Genomic DNA, 18,862 nt, shown 5'->3' on the forward strand with positions numbered 1-18,862 from the left:
CCGCGGTCTAGCGTGCCGAATGTGGATAGATGACTACCAGATTATCGTCACCGAGCATCTTGCGCCCATCGAGACCAGGAATTTCCAAAATAACGACGTTTGCAACAATATTTGCACCGCAGTTAGCCAGCAGTTTTTTCGCTGCTCCAAGGGTGCCGCCGGTGGCGAGGATATCGTCGACAAGCGCAACGTTTTTGCCGTCTAAATCGATCCCGTCGGCGGGCACTTCCAGTGCAGCATTGCCATATTCCAGGCTGTAATCCTGACTATGGACTGGGGGCGGCAGCTTTCCCTTTTTCCGGATTGCCAAAATCCCTAGCCCGAGCTTGTATGCAACAGCGGAACCTAATAAAAACCCTCGAGCATCCAAACCACCAATAATCTCTGCGCCAGCGGCCGCACACTGTTCGGCTAATGCATCGACCAACATGGCAAATGATTGTGGATCCGCAAGCACTGGCGTGAGATCCTCGAAAACGATCCCTGGTTGCGGGAAGTCTTTGACCCGCCTGATCTTGTCATCCAATACGTTTTGCGCGTCGACGAGAGTGGTTGTTCTAGCAAGTTCAGTCACAGTCTCAATTCCCAAGGTTGGCTTCGTATTGACGGCTTATTGACGACGCAGTTAATGGACAGCGCGATTATCCGGTTTTCTGCCAGCGATCCATATTCCACCCGATCGCCGATTCTCCAGTATAAGGCACGGCACTTGTGACATCGCGGTTGATCACAAAAACCCGTGGCTGGGCTGCCAACGGAATCATAGAAACCTCTTCCCACATAGCGGATTCCGCTCGGCGCAGAGCATCAATGCCCGAAATGTGTACAGCTGCTCGTGCATCGAGATTTGGTGGATATACCGCGCCCAGATAGGCATCAACTTTTCGACTTTCGCCAGGCTGGTCACCCTCGGACTGCTTGGTAGCTTCCTCGGCAGAGTCCTCCGCTACAGAGCCATCTCCTGCAGTGTCCACATCATCAATATACAAATCTTGTGCTGTGGTTTCTGCCTGTGCCGCATCGACGACCTCAATTCCAGCTTCCCGGCACCGCTGCGCAATTGTTTCTACCATGGCTGCCAAGCGTTTATCCTGCCCGCGGTAGCCTACGCGGATGGTTTGTCCTGCTAATTCGCGCGCCTTAGCAATATCCACGCCAGCATGCGGTTCCGAAATATCCCGCAAATGATGCCGCACCGGGTCCTCGTGCTCAATGCTTTGCCACAGCACGGGTCCGACCTCAACACCGGAGACTCTTGACGACGTCTCTGCTACCGCACCTTGATCAATGCACGCCGCGAACGCTTGGCGACTGCCAGGTTCTGCAAAGATCCCGGTTTCGGACAACAACAACGCATCCGTGAGTTCTCCGACCTGAGGTTGAATGGTGAAATTGGCTCCAGCAGCATTACGATCCAACCATTCAGGGTTCACCTGGCTAATATCCGCGATATCCAGGGAGTCTTGTTCCAATAGCTTCCCTGAATCAGCACGAGCAGGCCACACCGCGAGGCTCGCGAGCTGTGCATCGTCACCATAATAAGCTTCATTGCGGGCCAGAATCGCTGCCCCTTCATCGCTCACGTGATCCAACAGAAATGGACCGGCAGATACTTGTAGTAAGGGATCGAAGTTATCCAAGGCAAAGGCCTCGGACCATATTCTTGCCGGCTCAGACAATTTTTCAACGTCGCGGTCTTCTAAAGCCTGATGCAGCTCAGTAAGCGGCATGCCTGCGCGGGAAGCAATCGCGTGTGCGGGTAGCACAGTTCCCGGCGAGAAGAGCTCACGCCAGCGCTTCCCTGCACCCTCCTTGAACTTTACAGAAAACCGTGCGGCCCCCGGCTGGCATTCAAATTCATCGACATGTTGCATCAATGGCAATTGTGATGAAAAAAGCTCCGGCATCACGCCCGCAGTATAGGCCAGTAAAAAGTCCGTGCACGTTATCGGAGCACCATCGGAATACTGCGCATCCTCGGAAATCGTGTAAATGACCTGAGGCTTAATATCAGGTAAAAACCGCACGCTGATCAAATCACTGTTTTGAATCAGCTGCCCGTGTGGCCCCGGAACGTAGACACCCGGATACAGACGTGCCGACAGTTGCTGCGCTGCCGTCGAGCTACCGGTAATGGAGCCCGCATTGGTCGTTGTCAGTGGGGACGAGGACTGGTAATTCAGTTCCTGTTGCCCGTCAGCCACCGTGCTAATCCAGCCTGAGTGCTCTTCGGCCTCCGGAGCCGGTTCATCGGCGCATGCCACCAAGACGCCAGCCAAACTCAGGCTCGCCGCGCAGGCTCCTAGCCGCCGGATTCGCGATAGCCTGTTGGCGCGTCTGCAGTGTCTCACGTCCGAATCATAGAGAACGGTCATAGCCAAGTGGTCCTCATCTGTGCAATGGTTTCGGGCTGCTGCCTGATTGCGGGCACGTCCACGGACGCGCCCCTCAATCTTAGACGAGGGGCGTGGCAACGCGCGCTATTCGGGGCGCCAGGTGCTTCCGCCCGTGCTGTGCGGGGTTTGAAAGCTTTCGCGTGCTGGTGCCGCGACGGCAGTCGTTTCCGGAGATGCGATGGTCCGATGTTCGATGTCATTATCGATTTCGCCTGATTCACCATCGACGTCCCCACGGGCACGGTATTCTGCGACTTCTTGATTGTGTTTTTTGATCTTCTTGCTTCGATTAACAATTGAGACCAGCAATGGCGTCGCCAAGAAAATTGACGAGAAAATACCTTCGATGACACCAATTAATTGGACGAGCGCCAGATCGCGCAAAGTACCGATTCCCATCAACCAGACCGCAACGGCGAACAGCGCGATGATCGGCAGTGCGGAAATAACAGACGTCGAAATCGAACGCATTACCGTCTGATTAATCGCGCGATTGGCTTCTTCACCGTAGGTAGCGCGTCGAGAAGCGGTAACGCCTTCGGTGTTTTCATTCACCTTGTCAAAAACAATGACGGTGTCGTAGATGGAGAACGTCAATACAGTCAGCAAACCAATGATCACAGCTGGCGAGACCTCAAAGCCAAACAGCGAATAAATGCCCGCAATCACAATACCGTCGACGATAAGTGCGCCCATTGCAGCGAGTGCCATGTATTTTTGCAGACGGAAAGCGACGTAGATGGTTGCGAAGACCAAGAAAACAACCATGGACAACAACATGCGCTGTGTAATGGTATCGCCCCAGGATTCCGACACTGTGGAATCACCAATGGCATCCGGAGACGGCGCACCGGTGTGGTCCTTGGGTTCATGCTCTTCATAGATGGCCAAACGAGCTGCATCAATTTGCGATTGCGACAGGTGTTCAGCGGTAATCTCGAGCGTCTCGGAATCACCGGAGCCGACGATTTGCGTGATTTCTGGTTCTACGCCGGTTGCCTCGACGAAGGTCTCTTCGACTTCCTCCGCGACTAAATCACCAGCAGGCATCGTCATCCGTGTTCCACCCTCGAAGTCGATTGACATGGAGAATCCGCGAAACAACATCGATGCCAGGCTGATCAGAATCAATGCCGCTGTAATGAGATAGAAGAGTTTACTCCGACCAATGAAGTCGATGCCGCCATCACCGGTGGTCAAACGGTTGACAAGAGATTGTTTAGCCATGGATTTTCTCCTCATCCGCAACTTCGGCTTCTGCACGACGCTCTTCGACCAAGTCAAATACCTTGCCCAGCCCGTTGACTTGTGGTTTTGCCCAGAACGGCTTTCGCGCAGCCATAATCATCAATGGTGCGGTGACCAGGAAGGATACGACGATATCAAATACAGTCGTGATTCCCAGCGTAAACGCGAATCCCTTGACATCACCGACGGCGAGGAAATAGACGACCACAGAACCGATGAGAGTGACAACGTTACCAGTCACGATGGTGCGTTTAGCACGCTCCCAAGCACGTGGTGCTGCCGAACGGAAAGTACGCCCTTGCAACAATTCGTCTTTAATGCGCTCATACAACACGACAAACGAGTCAGCTGCGGTGGCGATACCGATGATCAATCCAGCAATTCCGGAAAGGTCCAGGGAATAGCCTATCCAACGGCCCAGCAAAACGATCGCTGCATAAGTAATAACACCTGCTGCAGCAAGGGACACTAGCGACACCAATGCTAACAAGCGGTAATAGTAAAAGACGTAGACGGCGATCAGTGCCAGGCCCACCAGGCCGGCAATGAGTCCAGCCTTTAGCGCGGCTTGCCCCAATGAAGGCGGAACCGTCTCCGCCGTACCGCCTGGAGTGCCGTCTTCTCCAACAAATGACAGCGGCAGGGCGCCGTAGCGCAGGTTATTCGCTAGCTCTTGGGCTTCTTCCTGGCTAAATTGCCCGGTGATCGAGGTCGTCGAACCATACGGCGTGACGCCTTGAATCACTGGCGCGGAAATCACATTGGAGTCGAGCGTAATCGCAATCTGCTGTTGCAGATAGTCTTCCGTCAAGTCAGCCCAAGTCTGCGCACCGGACGGACCGGACCCAGTCTTGAACGCGAATGAAATTTCCATCTGACCACTGTGCTGGTTAAAACCACCGTTGATCGGGCTATTGGTATCAATTTCGTTACCCGTCAAACGTGGACCTTCGGGATCGGTGACCCCGTTAAGCAATGGCGCAGGCTGTAGCAAATACGGTTGGCCCTGCTCATAATCGCACGTCACTAATGGTTTCGCCGGATCATCAGCACCGGATAGCGGATCAACGTCACCTTCACAGGTCAGCAGAGCACTGGCAGCGGCTTGCGTCGTTGGATCTTCCGACTGCCGATCAGCAATCAGCATCTCGGTAATTTCGTCGCGGCGCTCGGCTTGTTCCAAAGAGTTTTCCGGCTCCGGCTTGACAGAGGACGTGATTTTTGGCTTTTCTCCCAGACCAGCAGCGGCTGCGTCATCAGCTTGTTCTTCGAAAGCAGCGAAAAGTTGATTAATGGTTGCTTCTGCGTCTTGCTTGTCGAGCAATCCATATTCCACCCAGCGGTTGGCCATTTCTCCGAGGGTGTCAGTCAACTCCGCTGGGTTCGGAGCTGGTTGCTGCGCAACTGGACGGAACAGCAGCTGCGACGTCTGCCCGACTGCTCGTGCTTGGGCTGTGTCTTCTCCGGGCACAGTAATCACCAGAGTATTGCCGTCGGTAACGACTTGCGCGCCAGAAACGCCCATGCCGTTGACACGCTGTTCCAAAATTGCACGCGCTTGATCCAGCTGATCCTGGGTTGGTTCATCCCCCTGCGGAACGAGCGTGACGCGAGTACCGCCCTGCAGATCAATGCCTAGACGGGGTGTTGCGTGTCTATCACCCGTAAACAAAATAAGGGAAAATAACGCCACTGTGATGACGATGAACCAGGCTATTGCCTTGGCAGGCCACGTGCGGGAATTACCGCCACGATTGGCCTTAGTATTTGGTTCCGGCAAGGGAGTTTCTCCTGAAAGCGATTAATAAACCTACGAATGCGCACATGTGCACCGCGGTCAGTCTTTAGTTATTACGATCATCATTTTCTGGGTGTTGTGGAAGTCCCCCGCCACCCTGTGCATCTGCGGCATCATCCTGGTTTTGGTCGCTGCCGGTGGATTCCGCGGCATCATCGTGCGCGTGTTCCGGGTGGATTGCAGCATTCTGCGACGGACTCACCTGATCCGCGGGACGCAAAATAGCGATCTTTTCCATAGTGACCTCGACGCCAGCAGCAATTTCTCCTGTAACAGTGGTTTCGCCAATATCCGTCAATACCAAATGGATGCCACCGGCAGTGATCACTCGATCGCCCGGGTTCAACGCCTGTTGAAAACTACGCAGTTCTTCCTGCTGTTTCCGCTGCTTGCGCATCATGAAAAATGATGGCAACAAGAACAAGGCCAACAGAGCAATAATGAGAACAATATCCATGCCCCATAGTGTGCCAGACGCGGTTAAGGCAATGCTACTTAGTAGCTATTCCATAGTCCGTTCAGCCGTCGGAGCTAATGAAAATATAAAGCGCACCGACGAATAGTGACGCTAATCTTCGTATTGTCCAGGTGCACTTTCCGGCGCTTCCAACCCCAGGTGGCGCCAGGCCCGTGCAGTAGCGACCCTGCCCCTGCCAGTTCGCGCCAATAAACCAGCGCGAACCAAGTAGGGCTCACAGACTTCTTCGACCGTGGCAGATTCCTCACCAACTGCCACTGCCAGGGTGTTGACCCCTACTGGTCCGCCTCCATGCCCCTTCACCAATGCCGAGAGCACAGCCCGGTCGAGCCGGTCAAGCCCAAGTTCATCGACATCGAAAACATCTAGCGCTCCCTGAGCAGAGCGGAGATCAATCCTGCCGGGGCCATGCACGTCGGCAAAGTCTCGCACCCTGCGCAAAAGCCTATTGGCGATGCGGGGAGTTCCCCTGGAACGCGAACCAATCTCAACGGCGGCATCGTGGTCAATATCAACGTGCAAGATGTGTGCGGTGCGTTCGATAACTTCTGTCAAATCTTCGGTGTCATAGAACTCCATCTGCGCGTTGAAACCGAAACGATCACGCAACGGACCCGTCAGCATTCCTGCGCGTGTAGTGGCGCCAACCAGTGTGAATGGTGGAATTTCCAACGGGATCGAGGTTGCTCCAGGCCCCTTGCCGACGATAACGTCGATGCGGAAATCCTCCATAGCCATATACAACATTTCTTCGGCCGAACGTGCCATGCGATGAATCTCATCGATAAACAGCACGTCTCCTTCAATGAGGTTCGATAACATCGCGGCCAAATCGCCCGCGCGCTCTAAGGCTGGCCCGGATGTCATGCGCAAACTGGAACCGAGTTCACCCGCAATAATCATCGCCATTGTCGTCTTACCAAGCCCCGGCGGGCCGGATAACAACACGTGATCTGGAGTCACATTACGACCCCGCGCACCTTCCAATACCAGGGAAAGCTGCTGCCGTACTTTTGGCTGCCCTATGAATTCCTGCAGACTTTTCGGGCGTAAAGACCGTTCAAAATCCTGTTCACCAATCTGTCGCTGAGGATCAACCTCAGCACCAATTGGTCTGCCACCAGCACTCTGGGCTCCAGATGCACGACCACCGGTGGTGGCTGCATAATCTTTCGGCAGTTCGAATTCAGTTCTCTCCAAATCTGACATTTCTACCAGCTCTATCCAGCGTTATTTCTTCGGTCCCAGTTCTGCCAAAGCAGCACGCAAGACACGGGATGAATCTGCATCTGGGTGTTGCGCAACCACCTTATCCACCGCCGCCGTTGCTTGTTTCTCACTGAAACCAAGTCCGATTAATGCAGCAACTACCTGTTCCGATAACGCAGCTGAAGGCTTGCCAGCAACTCCAGCAGGCCCGTGTTCTGTGCCGACAGCATCAGTTCCTGTATTGGATGGCTGCAATTGTGCAACCTTATCTTTCAGTTCGACGATCAATCGCTCGGCGACGCGTTTGCCAATACCGGGTATACGTTGCAAGGTTTTCGCTTCTCCAGCAGAAATCGCCGTCGCTAGCTCTTCTGCGTTCATGACCGACAGCGACGTCATCGCTAGTTTCGGACCAAACCCAGACACGCTCTGGAGAACCGTGAACATTTCTTGGTCCCCAGAATCAGTAAACCCGTAGAGGGTCATCGAGTCTTCTTTTACCGCCAACGTGGTCAAAATGAATGCTTCTTCACCACGACGCAATATTCCCAATGTGCGCGGTGTCGCAATAACACGGTAGCCAACGCCTGCGCATTCCAAAACCGCAGCATTAAGGCCGATATCAATCACTGTCCCACGTAACGAGGCGATCATAAACTAAGAGCCTTTCTCTAGCGATTTTTTGAGCAATTGTTCCTGCTGAGCTAACGCAGGTGCGCGCCAGCAATGGCAAATCGCTAGCGCCAATGCGTCGGCAGCATCTGCAGGCTTTGGCGGCTCAGACAGCCCCAGGATCCGAGTCACCATTGCCGTCATCTGCTTTTTGTCCGCCCGACCGTTACCGCTGATCGCTTTTTTCACTTCGGATGGGGTGTACATATCGACCGGCAACCCGCGTTCGGCTGCAGCGAGCATTAACACACCAACAGCGTGCGCAGTATGGATCACCGTAGACACGTTACCGCGTTCGAATAGACGCTCGATCGCGACGACATCGGGTTGATAATCATCTATCCACTCGCGCACGGCATGGGAAATACGCAATAAGCGCTCGGTCAACGGTGCATCACTGGGTGTACGGATTACCCCGACCGACACAGGGTAAATCGCTCGCCCTTTACCGGACTGCACGACCGATAGCCCACAACGCGTCAGGCCGGGATCAATCCCCATCACGCGCAGTCCTTCAAGATTCATCGCAGACTAATTCATCACAGACTAAGCGTTGAGCTCTTCCAAGACTTCATCCGATACAGTCATGTTGGTATAAACATCCTGCACGTCATCGACGTCTTCGAGTGCGTCGATCAGCTTAAACACTTTCTTGGCGCCTTCGACACCAAGTGGTACGTCCACCGAAGCCCGAAAATCCTGGTCCGAATCATCAACTTCGATGCCGGCTTCTTCCAAAGCAGTTCTCACTGCAGGAATATCCGTCGGCTGGCAGATAATTTCAAACTTCTCGCCTTGGTCTTTGACTTCTTCCGCTCCCGCGTCCAAGACCGCCATCAGCAAGTCGTCTTCGGTAAGCTCACCTTTCTTTTCCACCAAAACATAGCCGGTACGGCTAAACATATAGGCCACAGAACCTGATTCACCCAGGTTGCCACCATTTTTGCTCATCGCGGTTCGTACGTCAGTAGCTGCGCGATTCTTATTGTCCGTCAAGCACTCGATCAGCATTGCCACACCATTCGGGGCATAACCTTCATACATGATTGATTGCCAATCGGCGCCCCCGGCCTCTTCACCGGAACCGCGCTTTCGAGCCCGCTCAATATTATCTGCTGGGACCGAAGCCTTCTTGGCCTTTTTAATCATGTCATCCAGCGTCGGGTTGGCTGCCGGGTCTCCGCCACCGTTACGTGCCGCTACTTCGATATTCTTGACCAGTTTCGCGAACTCTTTACCACGTTTGGCGTCGTTGGCAGCCTTTTTATGTTTGTTATTTGCCCATTTTGAGTGGCCTGCCATGTCATTCCTTTCAACAGCATTGCTTATGCCGGTTCAACGTCGTGGTGAATACCCATTACTCGCACGACGAAGCGATATGAACCCCGAGCGAGAAAATGCCCGGATATTTTAACGCATTCAAGTATACGTGTGAATACAGATTAATTGGCGAGCACGTGTGCTATCACCGGTGATCCCGGACTAAGCCCTCCTGAGTGGCCATCGCGACAAGTCGTCCATCACTGGTAAAAAACCGCCCCATCGCGAATCCGCGCCCCGCCCCAGCCGCCGGTGACCATTGGTCATACAACAGCCAGTCGTCGACACGAAAAGGTGCGAATATCCACATGGAATGATCCAAGCTGGCCATTTGTACATGACGATCCGGTTCAAGCGCGGTGGCATTCGATAACAGCGTGCTATCAGAGATATAACCCAGTGCGGCGGCGTGGTGGTTAGCGCCATCGGTGATGGCACCGTTATAGCGAATCCACATACTCAATCGGTTGCCTGGTGCGAAACCATCACCGACTTTTTCTTGTGGGACTACAAGAGCCTCCCAATCACCACTGTGGTCTAAGGTGTGCGATTTGCTGAAATCTTCGAAAACCGCTCGCGGCGTGGTGTCGGGTTTGGGAACAGCGGGCATGTCATGGCCATACGATGGCCCGGTATCACCACTACGGTGGTAGCTCACAGAAAGATGGCAAATTTCTACCTCATTCTGGAACACCCGCACCCGGCGATTCGCAAAGCTGCGCCCGTCACGCACGAGTTCAACTTGCACATCGATCCCTAGTTGTGCGTCGCCTCCTTTGAGAAAATACGTATGCAGTGAATGCAGTTTTTTCTTGTCGACGGTCGCGTTGGCTGCGGCTAAGGCTTGTGCCACTAGTTGCCCACCATAGGTACGTTCCAAATTTGTCGGTACGCTACAAGCGTGAAACCAGCGCGTGTTCGGGATCGCCGCAACCCCGGTCTCCCGGTCACTCAGTATTTCGTCTCCGTCGCCATTGTCATCGCCATTGTTATTTACATCAACAACACCAGCCGAGTATGCCGGTTCCGGAATTTCTCTCACATGAAGGATGCGGTCAATCTCGCTCGAATTCGTGCTCATTACGTCTCTTTCGCTTGCCGACGGTTAGTGATTGACGTTACAAGCCTACCGCACATTCTCCATCGTGCGATGAATCGACGTCACGCCCAAACCTGCTCACGCATCGCTGAAGCACTAGAGTTGCGGCTATGACTCCACAAAAGCTGCACCGAACCGCCGCGATCCTCGAGATGGTGACGTGGTCGCTGTTAATCCTGGGCATGGTCTTGAAGTATTCCGGAACCACTGATGCCGTAGTACCTATTACCGGTAGTATCCATGGCTTCGGCTTCTTATGCTTCGTGGTAATGACCGTACTCATCTGGATCAATAACCGATGGAGTCCAGTTCTAGGTTTCGTCGGTCTCATGGTTTCAGTCATCCCATTTGCGGCGTGGCCGTTTGCTGCCTGGGCAGACAACAGAGGAATTCTCGACGGTGGTTGGCGCTTCCGCGATACAGACACCTCTGCTGCCCCGAAAGGACCATTCGACTGGGCTTTGTACCAAGCCGTGCGCTACCCTGCCCGCAGCATTATCGTAATAATGGTTGCGGTCGCTGTTGTTTTCAGCGTTTTGCTATTTCTTGGCCCACCAGTCGCACTGGAAGATATCGTCAACGAATAATTACCGCACAACTGCTAGTTAAACACTCAAATATGAGGTGTATTGGAAAAAATCCGGTAGCGGCGCCCTGCCGCCTAAGCGGAAAGTTTTCACTAATGGCCGCAGGCGCAGCCCGCGGGTACTCGCCACTGCCTCGTTATAAAACCGGTGTGCCAGTTCCGCCCGTACATCGGCATCGATGAGTTCCGGCTGGTGGTTGCTTAGCCCATGTTCAGCAACACCGTTTATATGCGAATCATCAGCAGAACATTCAGCAGCAAATTTTCTGTTAATCGCAGCCGACAATTCCCGCTCGGCAGCCTCCCGTGGCGCCAATTGTCCGTGGACGAGACGAATCGATTCCACTTCTCGTGCTTGAGGTGCCAACTGTGGACTCACAGCGGCAACCACAGCTACACGACGATCAAGCGCAGCTTGCAGCGATTGCAGTGCCGCATCGAGACGAATATGCAAGCGATGAAGTCGTTGAGCTGTGAAATAGGTCCACAGTACGGCGCTCACGACGCAAACCAACAAGATTGCCAGTATTAGGTCAATAATCATTGAACGCTGCGCACCTTCGAACCATTGACGACGGTTTCATATACTGTTTCGACCTGCGTGGCAACAGAGTCCCAATCGAAGTTTTGGGCACGCTTGATGCCGGCTTCTACTAAACGTTTCCGGTGCTCGAAATCGTCGACCAGCATCCGCAATACACGAGCAAGATCCGAACTATCACCGGTTCGGAATAAAGCGCCCGCGGGCGTATCGCTCGCTGCATCGCACACGACGTCAAAAGCTTCGAGATCGCTGGCAACTACGGCACAGCCAGCGGCCATAGCTTCGACTAATACGATGCCGAAACTCTCACCGCCTAAATTGGGCGCGACGTAAATATCAGCGCGGCCTAAAATAGTAGCTTTCTCAGCATCGCTGACACGTCCCACGAAGTCCACGCCGGGGGCCTCGCGTTTTCGCCCACCACCCATAATGGTTATTCGAACATCACGGTCAAGTTCGTGCAGAGCCTCCAACAACACGTCCAGACCCTTCCGGGATTCATCCAAACGGCCGAGGAATACGATCTCCACCGGTTTCCCGCTGTTTTCTTGGAAGGGAACACGTTGTGCGGCATACACCGAGGTATCGACGCCATTGGGAATCAGCACGGGATCGCCACCGAGCTGCTCAACTTGCCAGCGCCGTGCCATCTCCGAAACTGCAATGCCCGCCCGTATTTTGTCCAATAACGGGCGCAGCACCGGCTTAAAAATTCTCAACAACAGCGACGAGTCTGACGAGGCATGATACGTAGCAACAATAGGGCCTTGCGCCATGCGCAAAACCGCCATGGAATAGCTCGGCGAGTTTGGCTCGTGGATGTGCACGACATCAAATTCGCCTTCCCGAAGAAACTTCTTTACCGTTCGACGAACGTGTGGTCCAAGGGACAAACGTGCTACCGATCCGTTGTATCGAATCGGAACTGAGCCACCCCCCTTGACCACAAAATCAGGGACATCAGTCTGGTCGGAAGCAGGCCCAAGTACGCGGACCGTATGACCACGGGTGATCAGTATCGTCGCCAAGTCATAAATATGTGCTTGGACGCCACCAGGCTCATCGAAAGAATAAGGACAAACTATTCCAATGCGCATCGCGAATCGCCCTAGTTTTCGGCCTGCTCGTAAGCACGCAAGGCCTCGCGTTGTTGCTCGCTCATTCGAGCCGGATCAAGGTCACGCAACCAAATCGGTTGCAGCATATGCCAGTCTTGCGGGGTACTAGCGATGTTTTCTGCTAAAGCATCAGCCAACCGTTGAGTCGTCGATTGCACGTCACTAACCGCAATCTCATGAGTCGCAGCAAGGCCCCAGTTCGGCGATACTCCATCGTCAGCACCCTGGAACCAGGAGTGCACAGCGAATAATGTCGCCCCAGTTTCTTTCGCTAACACAGCTGGCCCGGCCGCCATAGAAGCCGGTTCACCAAAAAAGTCGACAATGACGCCAGAGTTTTTCAAATCTCGTTCGCACAAGAGCGCAACGACGCCTCCGTCCTGCAGGACCTGTTTCAGGTAAGAAAACGGAGGTTGATCCCCTCCGGTCAACGGGATCACGTCAAAGCCCATCGAGTTCCGATACTCCACAAACGCATCGAACAAGGATTCAGGCTTGACCCGCTCGGCGACAGTAGCAAACTGTCCGTAATGCGCCACGACAAACGCACCAGCCATATCCCAGTTTCCGGTATGTGGCAGTGCAAGAACTACCCCCTTGCCGCGTTCTAATGCGGCATCGAAGGCGTCACGGCCAGATACACCGTCGGCAAGCCGTTGTGGAAGGTTATCTTCGTGTTGCATCGTGGGTAAGCGAAACGCTTCTAGCCAATAGCGGAAATAGCTGCGCATGGAATCTCGGACCAGTTGTTTAGTCACATTCTCCGGGCCGACGACGCGGGTCAGATTTTTACGTAATTGTTCCGGCCCCGTTCCTTTCTTGCTGACAGCGTCGGCAAGCTTATCGAACGCCTTGCGGCTAAGGGAGAACGGTAGCCGTCGAACCAGCGACCAGCCAGCAAAATACCCGTATGCCACGATATCTTCGCGCTGTGGAAGCCGCGTGCCAAGTCTGGAAATTATGCTCATGTGGTGGCCTTTCGTGCAGCAGAGTCGAGTTTACGTGCCATAGCCATACGCTGGTAAACCGTAAACAACGAGCCAACCGCCAAAATCCATAACGCAACATCGATCGCGTACGGAACACCTACCCCTTGCAGGCCAATTCCAACCAACGAAATAATCAACCGCTCGGGCCGTTCAATAAGACCCCCAACCAGCTTCAGGCCAGAGGCTTCACCGCGAGCTTTGACGTAGCTAATTACTTGCGACGATACTAAGACAATTAGAGACGCTACGACCAGAGATTTCGGGGCGTCATAGGAATAAATCAGCCACCAAATAATAGCCGCGAACAGTGCGCCATCAGTAATGCGGTCACACGTAGCATCGAGTGTCGCGCCAAAAGCGGAGGCCCCACCTTTAAGACGTGCCATTGTGCCATCAATCATGTCGAACGCTGCGAACAGCCCGGATAAAATGGCAGCCCAAAATAGAAATCCTGCGGGAATCAACACGACGGCAATCGCGGTAGTCACCACGGCACCGATGACGGTGACCATATTTGGGGTTAAGCCAGCAGCAATCGCTAATTTGGCGAGCGGTTCTACAACCACTGCCGCGGGTTTCCGACCATGAACGCTAAGCATCGGTGGCGTTATTCACTCCCTCGTTATCAGAATCTTCCGCGGCAATTTCCGCCCAACTTTCTGCCAGGATAGTGCGCGTATCCGCCAAAAGCTCCGGTAACACCTTAATTCCGTCAATTATTGTCAGAAAATTGGCATCACCTTGCCAGCGTGGGACGATATGCATGTGCAGATGGTCGCGCACACTACCGCCACTGGCTCCACCAAGATTCATGCCGACGTTAACCGCGTGTGGACGCGAGACTCGTTTTAATACCCGAATAGACATCTGCGTGAACTCGAGTAACTCCGTCGATTCCTCGGAATCCAAATCTTCCAGGTTCGCTACTTTCCGGTACGGGACGACCAGCATGTGCCCTGCGTTATACGGGTACAGGTTCAACAATGCGTATACCTTGCTCCCGCGCGCAATAATCAGGCCATCCTCATCCGATTTCCGCGGCGCCTCCACAAAAGGTTCTGAGCTCTTTTCTTTGATGTAGGCCTTTCGATAAGGTGCCCACAATCGCTGCAAACGGTCCGGATCGCCAACACTGTGGTCACCACACCGCTGGTCATTACTCTCGGTTTCCAAAGGTCTCCTTAGACGGCGCCTCGTTACGACGCAGACTGATCCAGTCGCTGATCAAATTCACCGCATCATCGACGGCTACACCATTCAGTTGCGTGCCGTCGAGGAAACGGAATGACACAGCCCCAGCTTCTACGTCACGTCCACCAGCCAATAACATGAACGGAATCTTGCCCGTGGTGTGGTTGCGGATCTTCTTTTGCATACGATCGTCTGAGGTATCAACATCCGCGCGGATACCTCGTGCCCGCAGTTGCGCGGTGATTTCTTCCAAGTGCGGGACAAATTCGTCGGCTACCGGAATGCCCATTACTTGCTGTGGAGCTAACCACGCTGGGAATACACCTGCGTAGTGCTCTAGCAGTACGCCGAAGAAGCGCTCAATTGAACCAAACAGGGCGCGGTGCACCATGATGGGACGCTTCTTGCTGCCATCAGGCGCCGTGTATTCCAATTCAAAACGTTCCGGCAGGTTGAAGTCCAGCTGCACGGTCGACATCTGCCACGTACGACCGATGGCATCACGAGCCTGCACCGAAATTTTCGGACCATAGAAAGCAGCACCTTCCGGATCCGGAACCAAATTAAGGCCTGAAGAATCAGCTACCCGCTGCAAAATGGCGGTAGAGCGCTCCCAAATCTCGTCTGAGCCCACGAATTTCTTTGGATCTTTGGTGGATAGCTCCAGATAGAAATCATCCAGACCATAATCACGCAGCAAAGAAATAATAAAATCGATAACCTTGCGCAGCTCATCCTCAAGTTGGTCTTCCGTGCAGTAAATATGCGCGTCATCCTGGGTGAAACCACGAGCCCGGGTTAAGCCATGCACGACTCCTGATTTTTCGTATCGATAGACCGTGCCAAACTCGAATAGACGCAGAGGCAACTCCCGGTAGGACCGGCCCCGTGAGGCAAAGATCAAATTATGCATGGGACAGTTCATCGGCTTGGCATAGTAATCCTGTGCCGGCTTAGTTACATTGCCGTCCGCATCATATTCGCCATCGAGTTGCATCGGCGGGAACATACCTTCAGAGTAAAAATCCAGGTGGCCGGATTTCCGGAACAGATCCCCCTTTGTCAAGTGTGGAGTGTTGACAAAAGAATATCCCGCCTCGATGTGGCGCCGCCGAGAAAATTCTTCCATCTCCATGCGCACGGTAGCACCATTGGGATGGAACACTGGGAAGCCAGAGCCAATCTCTTCCGGGAAAGAAAACAAGTCGAGCTCAGACCCCAGACGGCGGTGGTCACGTTTTTCTGCTTCTTCCAACATCGTCTGGTAGGCCTCGAGAGCCTCGGATGATTCCCAGGCAGTGCCATAAACACGCTGCAAATCAGCCTGGGATTGATCACCGCGCCAGTATGCTGCCGACGCACGCGTCAGGCTAAAGGCTGGAATGTACTTAGTCGTGGGAATGTGTGGACCGCGACACAAATCCGACCATTCGACCTCTCCAGTCCGAGGGTTGAGATTGTCATAGTAGGTCAGTTCACCGGAACCAACTTCCGTAGCTTCATCGGAGTCTGGGTCCACGTTTCCTTTGTCGGCCACCAATTCCAACTTGAATGGCTCGTCGGCAAGCGCTGTCTCCGCTTCAGCGGAATCAGAAAATACGCCCCGTGCAAAGCGTTGTCCGGTCTTGATGATCTTCTTCATCCGCTTTTCGATCTTTTTGAGATCTTCCGGAGTGAATGGTTCTGCAACTTGGAAGTCATAGTAGAAGCCATTGTCAATGGCAGGACCAATTCCCAACTTCGTCCCTGGGAATTCTTTTTGCACTGCTTGCGCCAGTACATGGGCGCACGAGTGACGAATCACTCCTCGCCCTTCCTCAGAACCCGCAATGACTGGCCAAAATTCGCCAGCAGTTTCTGGAACATGACTTAAGTCTTTGAGAACTCCTTCGGCGTCTTTTACGCAGACAACAGCCTCCGGCCCTTTATTGGGAAACCCCAGTTCTTTCATCGCAGCACCGACTGGGGTTCCTGCACCGACGCTGAAAGATTCCGAAGGATTCGCCAAAGGCTCAAGTGAATGGACCATGAAAGTTTGCGCTCCTTTGCGCTTATCGACTGCGGCATACCTGGCCGCACCCTGAGGAAACTGATTACTTCGCCATTTTAGCGCCTCGGTCTTTCTCCGTTACAGCCAGGCCCGATAACTCAAAAAACGCATTTTCGACTGCCCTAAGTCACACCTTTAACCAGGCTTTCACGCTTCTAACAGCGATTGTCCCCAATATTCATCACGTTCCTGACCTTCTGCATCAGTTCCAGGGGGAATAGCCCACACCGACGACCCAATATGCGTAATCCATTCGTTAAGGCGGTCGACTTCATCAAGCCGCCGTTGAATGGGAATAAATTGTTCACGCGGGTCCTGCTGGTAGCAGATGAAAATCAGACCAGAATTCGATAACTGCTCATCTCCGGGTTCAGGCGGCAAGTCATAACTAAATGGACGACGCAAAAGTTTTTGCCCAGGTTTATCATCTGGGTTACGTGCGCGCGCCATGTGGCTCGTCGGATCAATAACGGGGAGCCCAAATTTATCGCGAGCTGTGAAATCGGGATCATCGTGTTCATCGGTTCCGGTTAACGGCGCCCCAGAATCCAGTTTGCGGCCCATCGCATTTTCGCGTGATCCGCGGTCAAGCTTTTCCCACGTATCCAAATTCATACGGATACGTCGAATCACCATCGCACTGCCTCCATGAATCCAATCAGGGTCAGACGAGTCACGCGGAATAAATACCTGATTGGCGAATTCTTCTTCGGACCTCGGGTTTACGGTGCCGTCGAATTGCCCAAATAAATTTCTGGGCGTGGTGCTCCGAGAACGGGCTCCATCCGCGTGGCTGAAGCCTTGCTGCAACCACGCAACGTCGACGTAATCCACGCCGGAACGAATCATATGCCGCAGAGCGTATGTGGCGGTGAGCGGTTCGTCGGAGGCAATCTGTAATAAAAGGTCAGCTTCGCCCCAGTGCGGATCAAGTTGATCGCGGCTAAATTCTGGGATCGGCTGCAACCATTCAGGGCGCTGGTCTTCGGCACCGATCGTGGTAAACAAACCGGGCCCAAATCCAACCGTGATGGTTAAATTTCCAGGAACGTTCAGCAATTCGGGTTCTAAGGTACCACGCGGTGCGATGCCCGCGGTTAAGCGTCGGGCGTCTTCGGTCCACAATTTGAGCAGTCTCCGAACCCCTTCGCGGTCTACCCCTGCTTTGAGAGCAAACGCGACGAGATTGGCACGTGCCTGTTGCGGCTCCTTGATCCCCGCCTGGTGAGTGCCGTCGAATGCCACCACCGCATTTTGCAGCCTGACATCAGCCATTGCCACAGCATCGGAAGGACTTTCTGAACCCGCCCACGCCGTGTTGTTTGCGAGTTGAGCCTGGGAGGAACATCCTTGTAATGCGATCGCAGACGCGCCGGTACCAAGCCCAGCGAGAAAGTGTCGGCGTGAAAAACCAGCCACGAAACTAGCTCCTTAAAAATTTGCCCGTTACCGTTGACATTGCGTGTCCAGCGCCGCGATCGCGTCTATGGCGGTCTAACGACAAGCTATCGGTATTAGTTGTGCATTAGTTGTGTTCGCCGTGATCATGACCACCATGCTCGCCGTGATCATGGCCGTTATGATCGTGGCCCGCGTGACCTCCATGGCTCTCGAGGTCGCCGTACTCTTCATCGCCGGCGCCAATGGTACGAACCGGAACTGGTGCAAGTTCGATTTCACTACCGTCAGCCAATTTCAGGGTAACGGTGATTTCATCGCCGGCTGCGATTTCCCCGTCGTATTCCATGATCATGAGGTGATCGCCGCCTGGCTTGAGTTCATGAGATTCTCCAGCGGGGATGCGCAATTCCTCTTCGCGCTCACGCATCGCTCCATTCACGACCTCGTGGATTTCGTAGCGCGCTTCACCCAGGCTCGTCGTGAAACTCTCGATCACGATATCTTTATCGGAAGCATTTGTCAGTTCCCCAAAAATAGCAGTCATTGGCTCATCAGCTGCTTTTGCCTTGACGACGCCGTCTTCCAGGGTTACTTCCGTAGCGGCAGATTCTTTGGATGCGGTCGTGGAATCAGAAGCAGAGCTTTCGGTAGTCGTTGCTGCGGCGTCTGTGTCTGCATCGTCACTGGAACATGCGGCCAAAGTCAGACCGGTAGCAAGAACGAGTGCGGACAATGAAAGAGCTTTATTTTTCATGATTTTCTC

Annotated in this window: 19 protein-coding genes; 1 reads left to right on the forward strand and 18 read right to left on the reverse strand. The window is 53.7% G+C overall.

The features are described 5' to 3' along the window. Nucleotides 1–7: 7 nt before the first annotated feature. From B142_RS0100870 to B142_RS0100915, 10 genes are all read right to left on the reverse strand, one after another. Entirely contained in the window at nucleotides 8–574 is a 567-nt protein-coding gene (locus B142_RS0100870; RefSeq protein WP_018119651.1) for an adenine phosphoribosyltransferase, read from the reverse strand. A gap of 67 nt (nucleotides 575–641) precedes the next feature. Continuing rightward, nucleotides 642–2,264, reverse strand: coding sequence for an ABC transporter substrate-binding protein (locus B142_RS0100875; protein ID WP_244264079.1), 1,623 nt, complete (start codon nucleotides 2,262–2,264; stop codon nucleotides 642–644). A gap of 216 nt (nucleotides 2,265–2,480) precedes the next feature. Next, nucleotides 2,481–3,623, reverse strand: a complete 1,143-nt coding sequence (gene secF, locus B142_RS0100880; protein ID WP_018119653.1) for a protein translocase subunit SecF — start codon at nucleotides 3,621–3,623, stop codon at nucleotides 2,481–2,483. Further along, nucleotides 3,616–5,424 carry a protein translocase subunit SecD gene (gene secD / locus B142_RS0100885; protein ID WP_018119654.1) on the reverse strand — a complete coding sequence of 603 codons (1,809 nt, stop codon included), beginning with the start codon at nucleotides 5,422–5,424 and terminating at the stop codon, nucleotides 3,616–3,618. Before secD ends, secF begins: the two co-directional genes overlap by 8 nt. 64 nt (nucleotides 5,425–5,488) lie before the next feature. Continuing rightward, nucleotides 5,489–5,899, reverse strand: a complete 411-nt coding sequence (gene yajC, locus B142_RS12780) for a preprotein translocase subunit YajC (RefSeq protein ID WP_018119655.1) — start codon at nucleotides 5,897–5,899, stop codon at nucleotides 5,489–5,491. 111 nt (nucleotides 5,900–6,010) lie between these two features. After that, complete coding sequence (gene ruvB, locus B142_RS0100895; protein WP_018119656.1) at nucleotides 6,011–7,129, reverse strand: Holliday junction branch migration DNA helicase RuvB; 1,119 nt, start codon at nucleotides 7,127–7,129, stop codon at nucleotides 6,011–6,013. A 21-nt stretch (nucleotides 7,130–7,150) separates the two neighbouring features. Then, entirely contained in the window at nucleotides 7,151–7,783 is a 633-nt protein-coding gene (ruvA, locus tag B142_RS0100900; protein ID WP_018119657.1) for a Holliday junction branch migration protein RuvA, read from the reverse strand. Nucleotides 7,784–7,786: 3 nt separating this feature from the next. Next, nucleotides 7,787–8,326, reverse strand: a complete 540-nt coding sequence (ruvC, locus tag B142_RS0100905) for a crossover junction endodeoxyribonuclease RuvC (protein WP_018119658.1) — start codon at nucleotides 8,324–8,326, stop codon at nucleotides 7,787–7,789. A gap of 21 nt (nucleotides 8,327–8,347) precedes the next feature. Continuing rightward, nucleotides 8,348–9,103 carry a YebC/PmpR family DNA-binding transcriptional regulator gene (locus B142_RS0100910; protein ID WP_018119659.1) on the reverse strand — a complete coding sequence of 252 codons (756 nt, stop codon included), beginning with the start codon at nucleotides 9,101–9,103 and terminating at the stop codon, nucleotides 8,348–8,350. Between the two features lie 163 nt (nucleotides 9,104–9,266). After that, a complete protein-coding gene (locus B142_RS0100915) occupies nucleotides 9,267–10,202 on the reverse strand; it encodes an acyl-CoA thioesterase (protein ID WP_018119660.1) in 936 nt (311 codons plus the stop codon). A gap of 128 nt (nucleotides 10,203–10,330) precedes the next feature. Between B142_RS0100915 and B142_RS0100920 the strand changes: the two genes are divergently transcribed. Beyond that, nucleotides 10,331–10,807: a DUF3817 domain-containing protein gene (locus B142_RS0100920; RefSeq protein WP_018119661.1), complete on the forward strand. Its 477-nt coding sequence runs from the start codon at nucleotides 10,331–10,333 to the stop codon at nucleotides 10,805–10,807. An 18-nt stretch (nucleotides 10,808–10,825) separates the two neighbouring features. Here the strand turns inward: B142_RS0100920 and B142_RS0100925 are convergent, their stop codons facing one another. The 8 genes from B142_RS0100925 to B142_RS0100960 all read right to left on the reverse strand — a co-directional run bounded on the left by B142_RS0100925 (nucleotide 10,826) and on the right by B142_RS0100960 (nucleotide 18,853). Then, nucleotides 10,826–11,350: a hypothetical protein gene (locus B142_RS0100925; RefSeq protein ID WP_018119662.1), complete on the reverse strand. Its 525-nt coding sequence runs from the start codon at nucleotides 11,348–11,350 to the stop codon at nucleotides 10,826–10,828. Then, nucleotides 11,347–12,447, reverse strand: coding sequence for a glycosyltransferase family 4 protein (locus B142_RS0100930; RefSeq protein WP_018119663.1), 1,101 nt, complete (start codon nucleotides 12,445–12,447; stop codon nucleotides 11,347–11,349). Before B142_RS0100930 ends, B142_RS0100925 begins: the two co-directional genes overlap by 4 nt. A gap of 11 nt (nucleotides 12,448–12,458) precedes the next feature. Further along, nucleotides 12,459–13,436 carry a phosphatidylinositol mannoside acyltransferase gene (locus B142_RS0100935; protein WP_018119664.1) on the reverse strand — a complete coding sequence of 326 codons (978 nt, stop codon included), beginning with the start codon at nucleotides 13,434–13,436 and terminating at the stop codon, nucleotides 12,459–12,461. Beyond that, complete coding sequence (pgsA, locus tag B142_RS0100940) at nucleotides 13,433–14,056, reverse strand: phosphatidylinositol phosphate synthase (RefSeq protein WP_026167719.1); 624 nt, start codon at nucleotides 14,054–14,056, stop codon at nucleotides 13,433–13,435. Before pgsA ends, B142_RS0100935 begins: the two co-directional genes overlap by 4 nt. Next, the gene (locus B142_RS0100945; protein ID WP_018119666.1) at nucleotides 14,049–14,630 is read right to left on the reverse strand and encodes an HIT family protein; all 582 of its coding nucleotides are present in this window, start codon (nucleotides 14,628–14,630) and stop codon (nucleotides 14,049–14,051) included. Before B142_RS0100945 ends, pgsA begins: the two co-directional genes overlap by 8 nt. Beyond that, on the reverse strand, nucleotides 14,614–16,677 hold the full coding sequence (thrS, locus tag B142_RS0100950; protein ID WP_018119667.1) for a threonine--tRNA ligase: 2,064 nt from the start codon (nucleotides 16,675–16,677) through the stop codon (nucleotides 14,614–14,616). Before thrS ends, B142_RS0100945 begins: the two co-directional genes overlap by 17 nt. A 168-nt stretch (nucleotides 16,678–16,845) precedes the next feature. After that, a complete protein-coding gene (locus B142_RS0100955) occupies nucleotides 16,846–18,117 on the reverse strand; it encodes a Dyp-type peroxidase (protein WP_026167720.1) in 1,272 nt (423 codons plus the stop codon). 106 nt (nucleotides 18,118–18,223) lie between these two features. Then, complete coding sequence (locus B142_RS0100960) at nucleotides 18,224–18,853, reverse strand: copper chaperone PCu(A)C (RefSeq protein ID WP_018119669.1); 630 nt, start codon at nucleotides 18,851–18,853, stop codon at nucleotides 18,224–18,226. Nucleotides 18,854–18,862: the final 9 nt, after the last annotated feature.

Source organism: Corynebacterium propinquum DSM 44285, from assembly GCF_000375525.1.
GTDB lineage: Bacteria > Actinomycetota > Actinomycetes > Mycobacteriales > Mycobacteriaceae > Corynebacterium > Corynebacterium propinquum.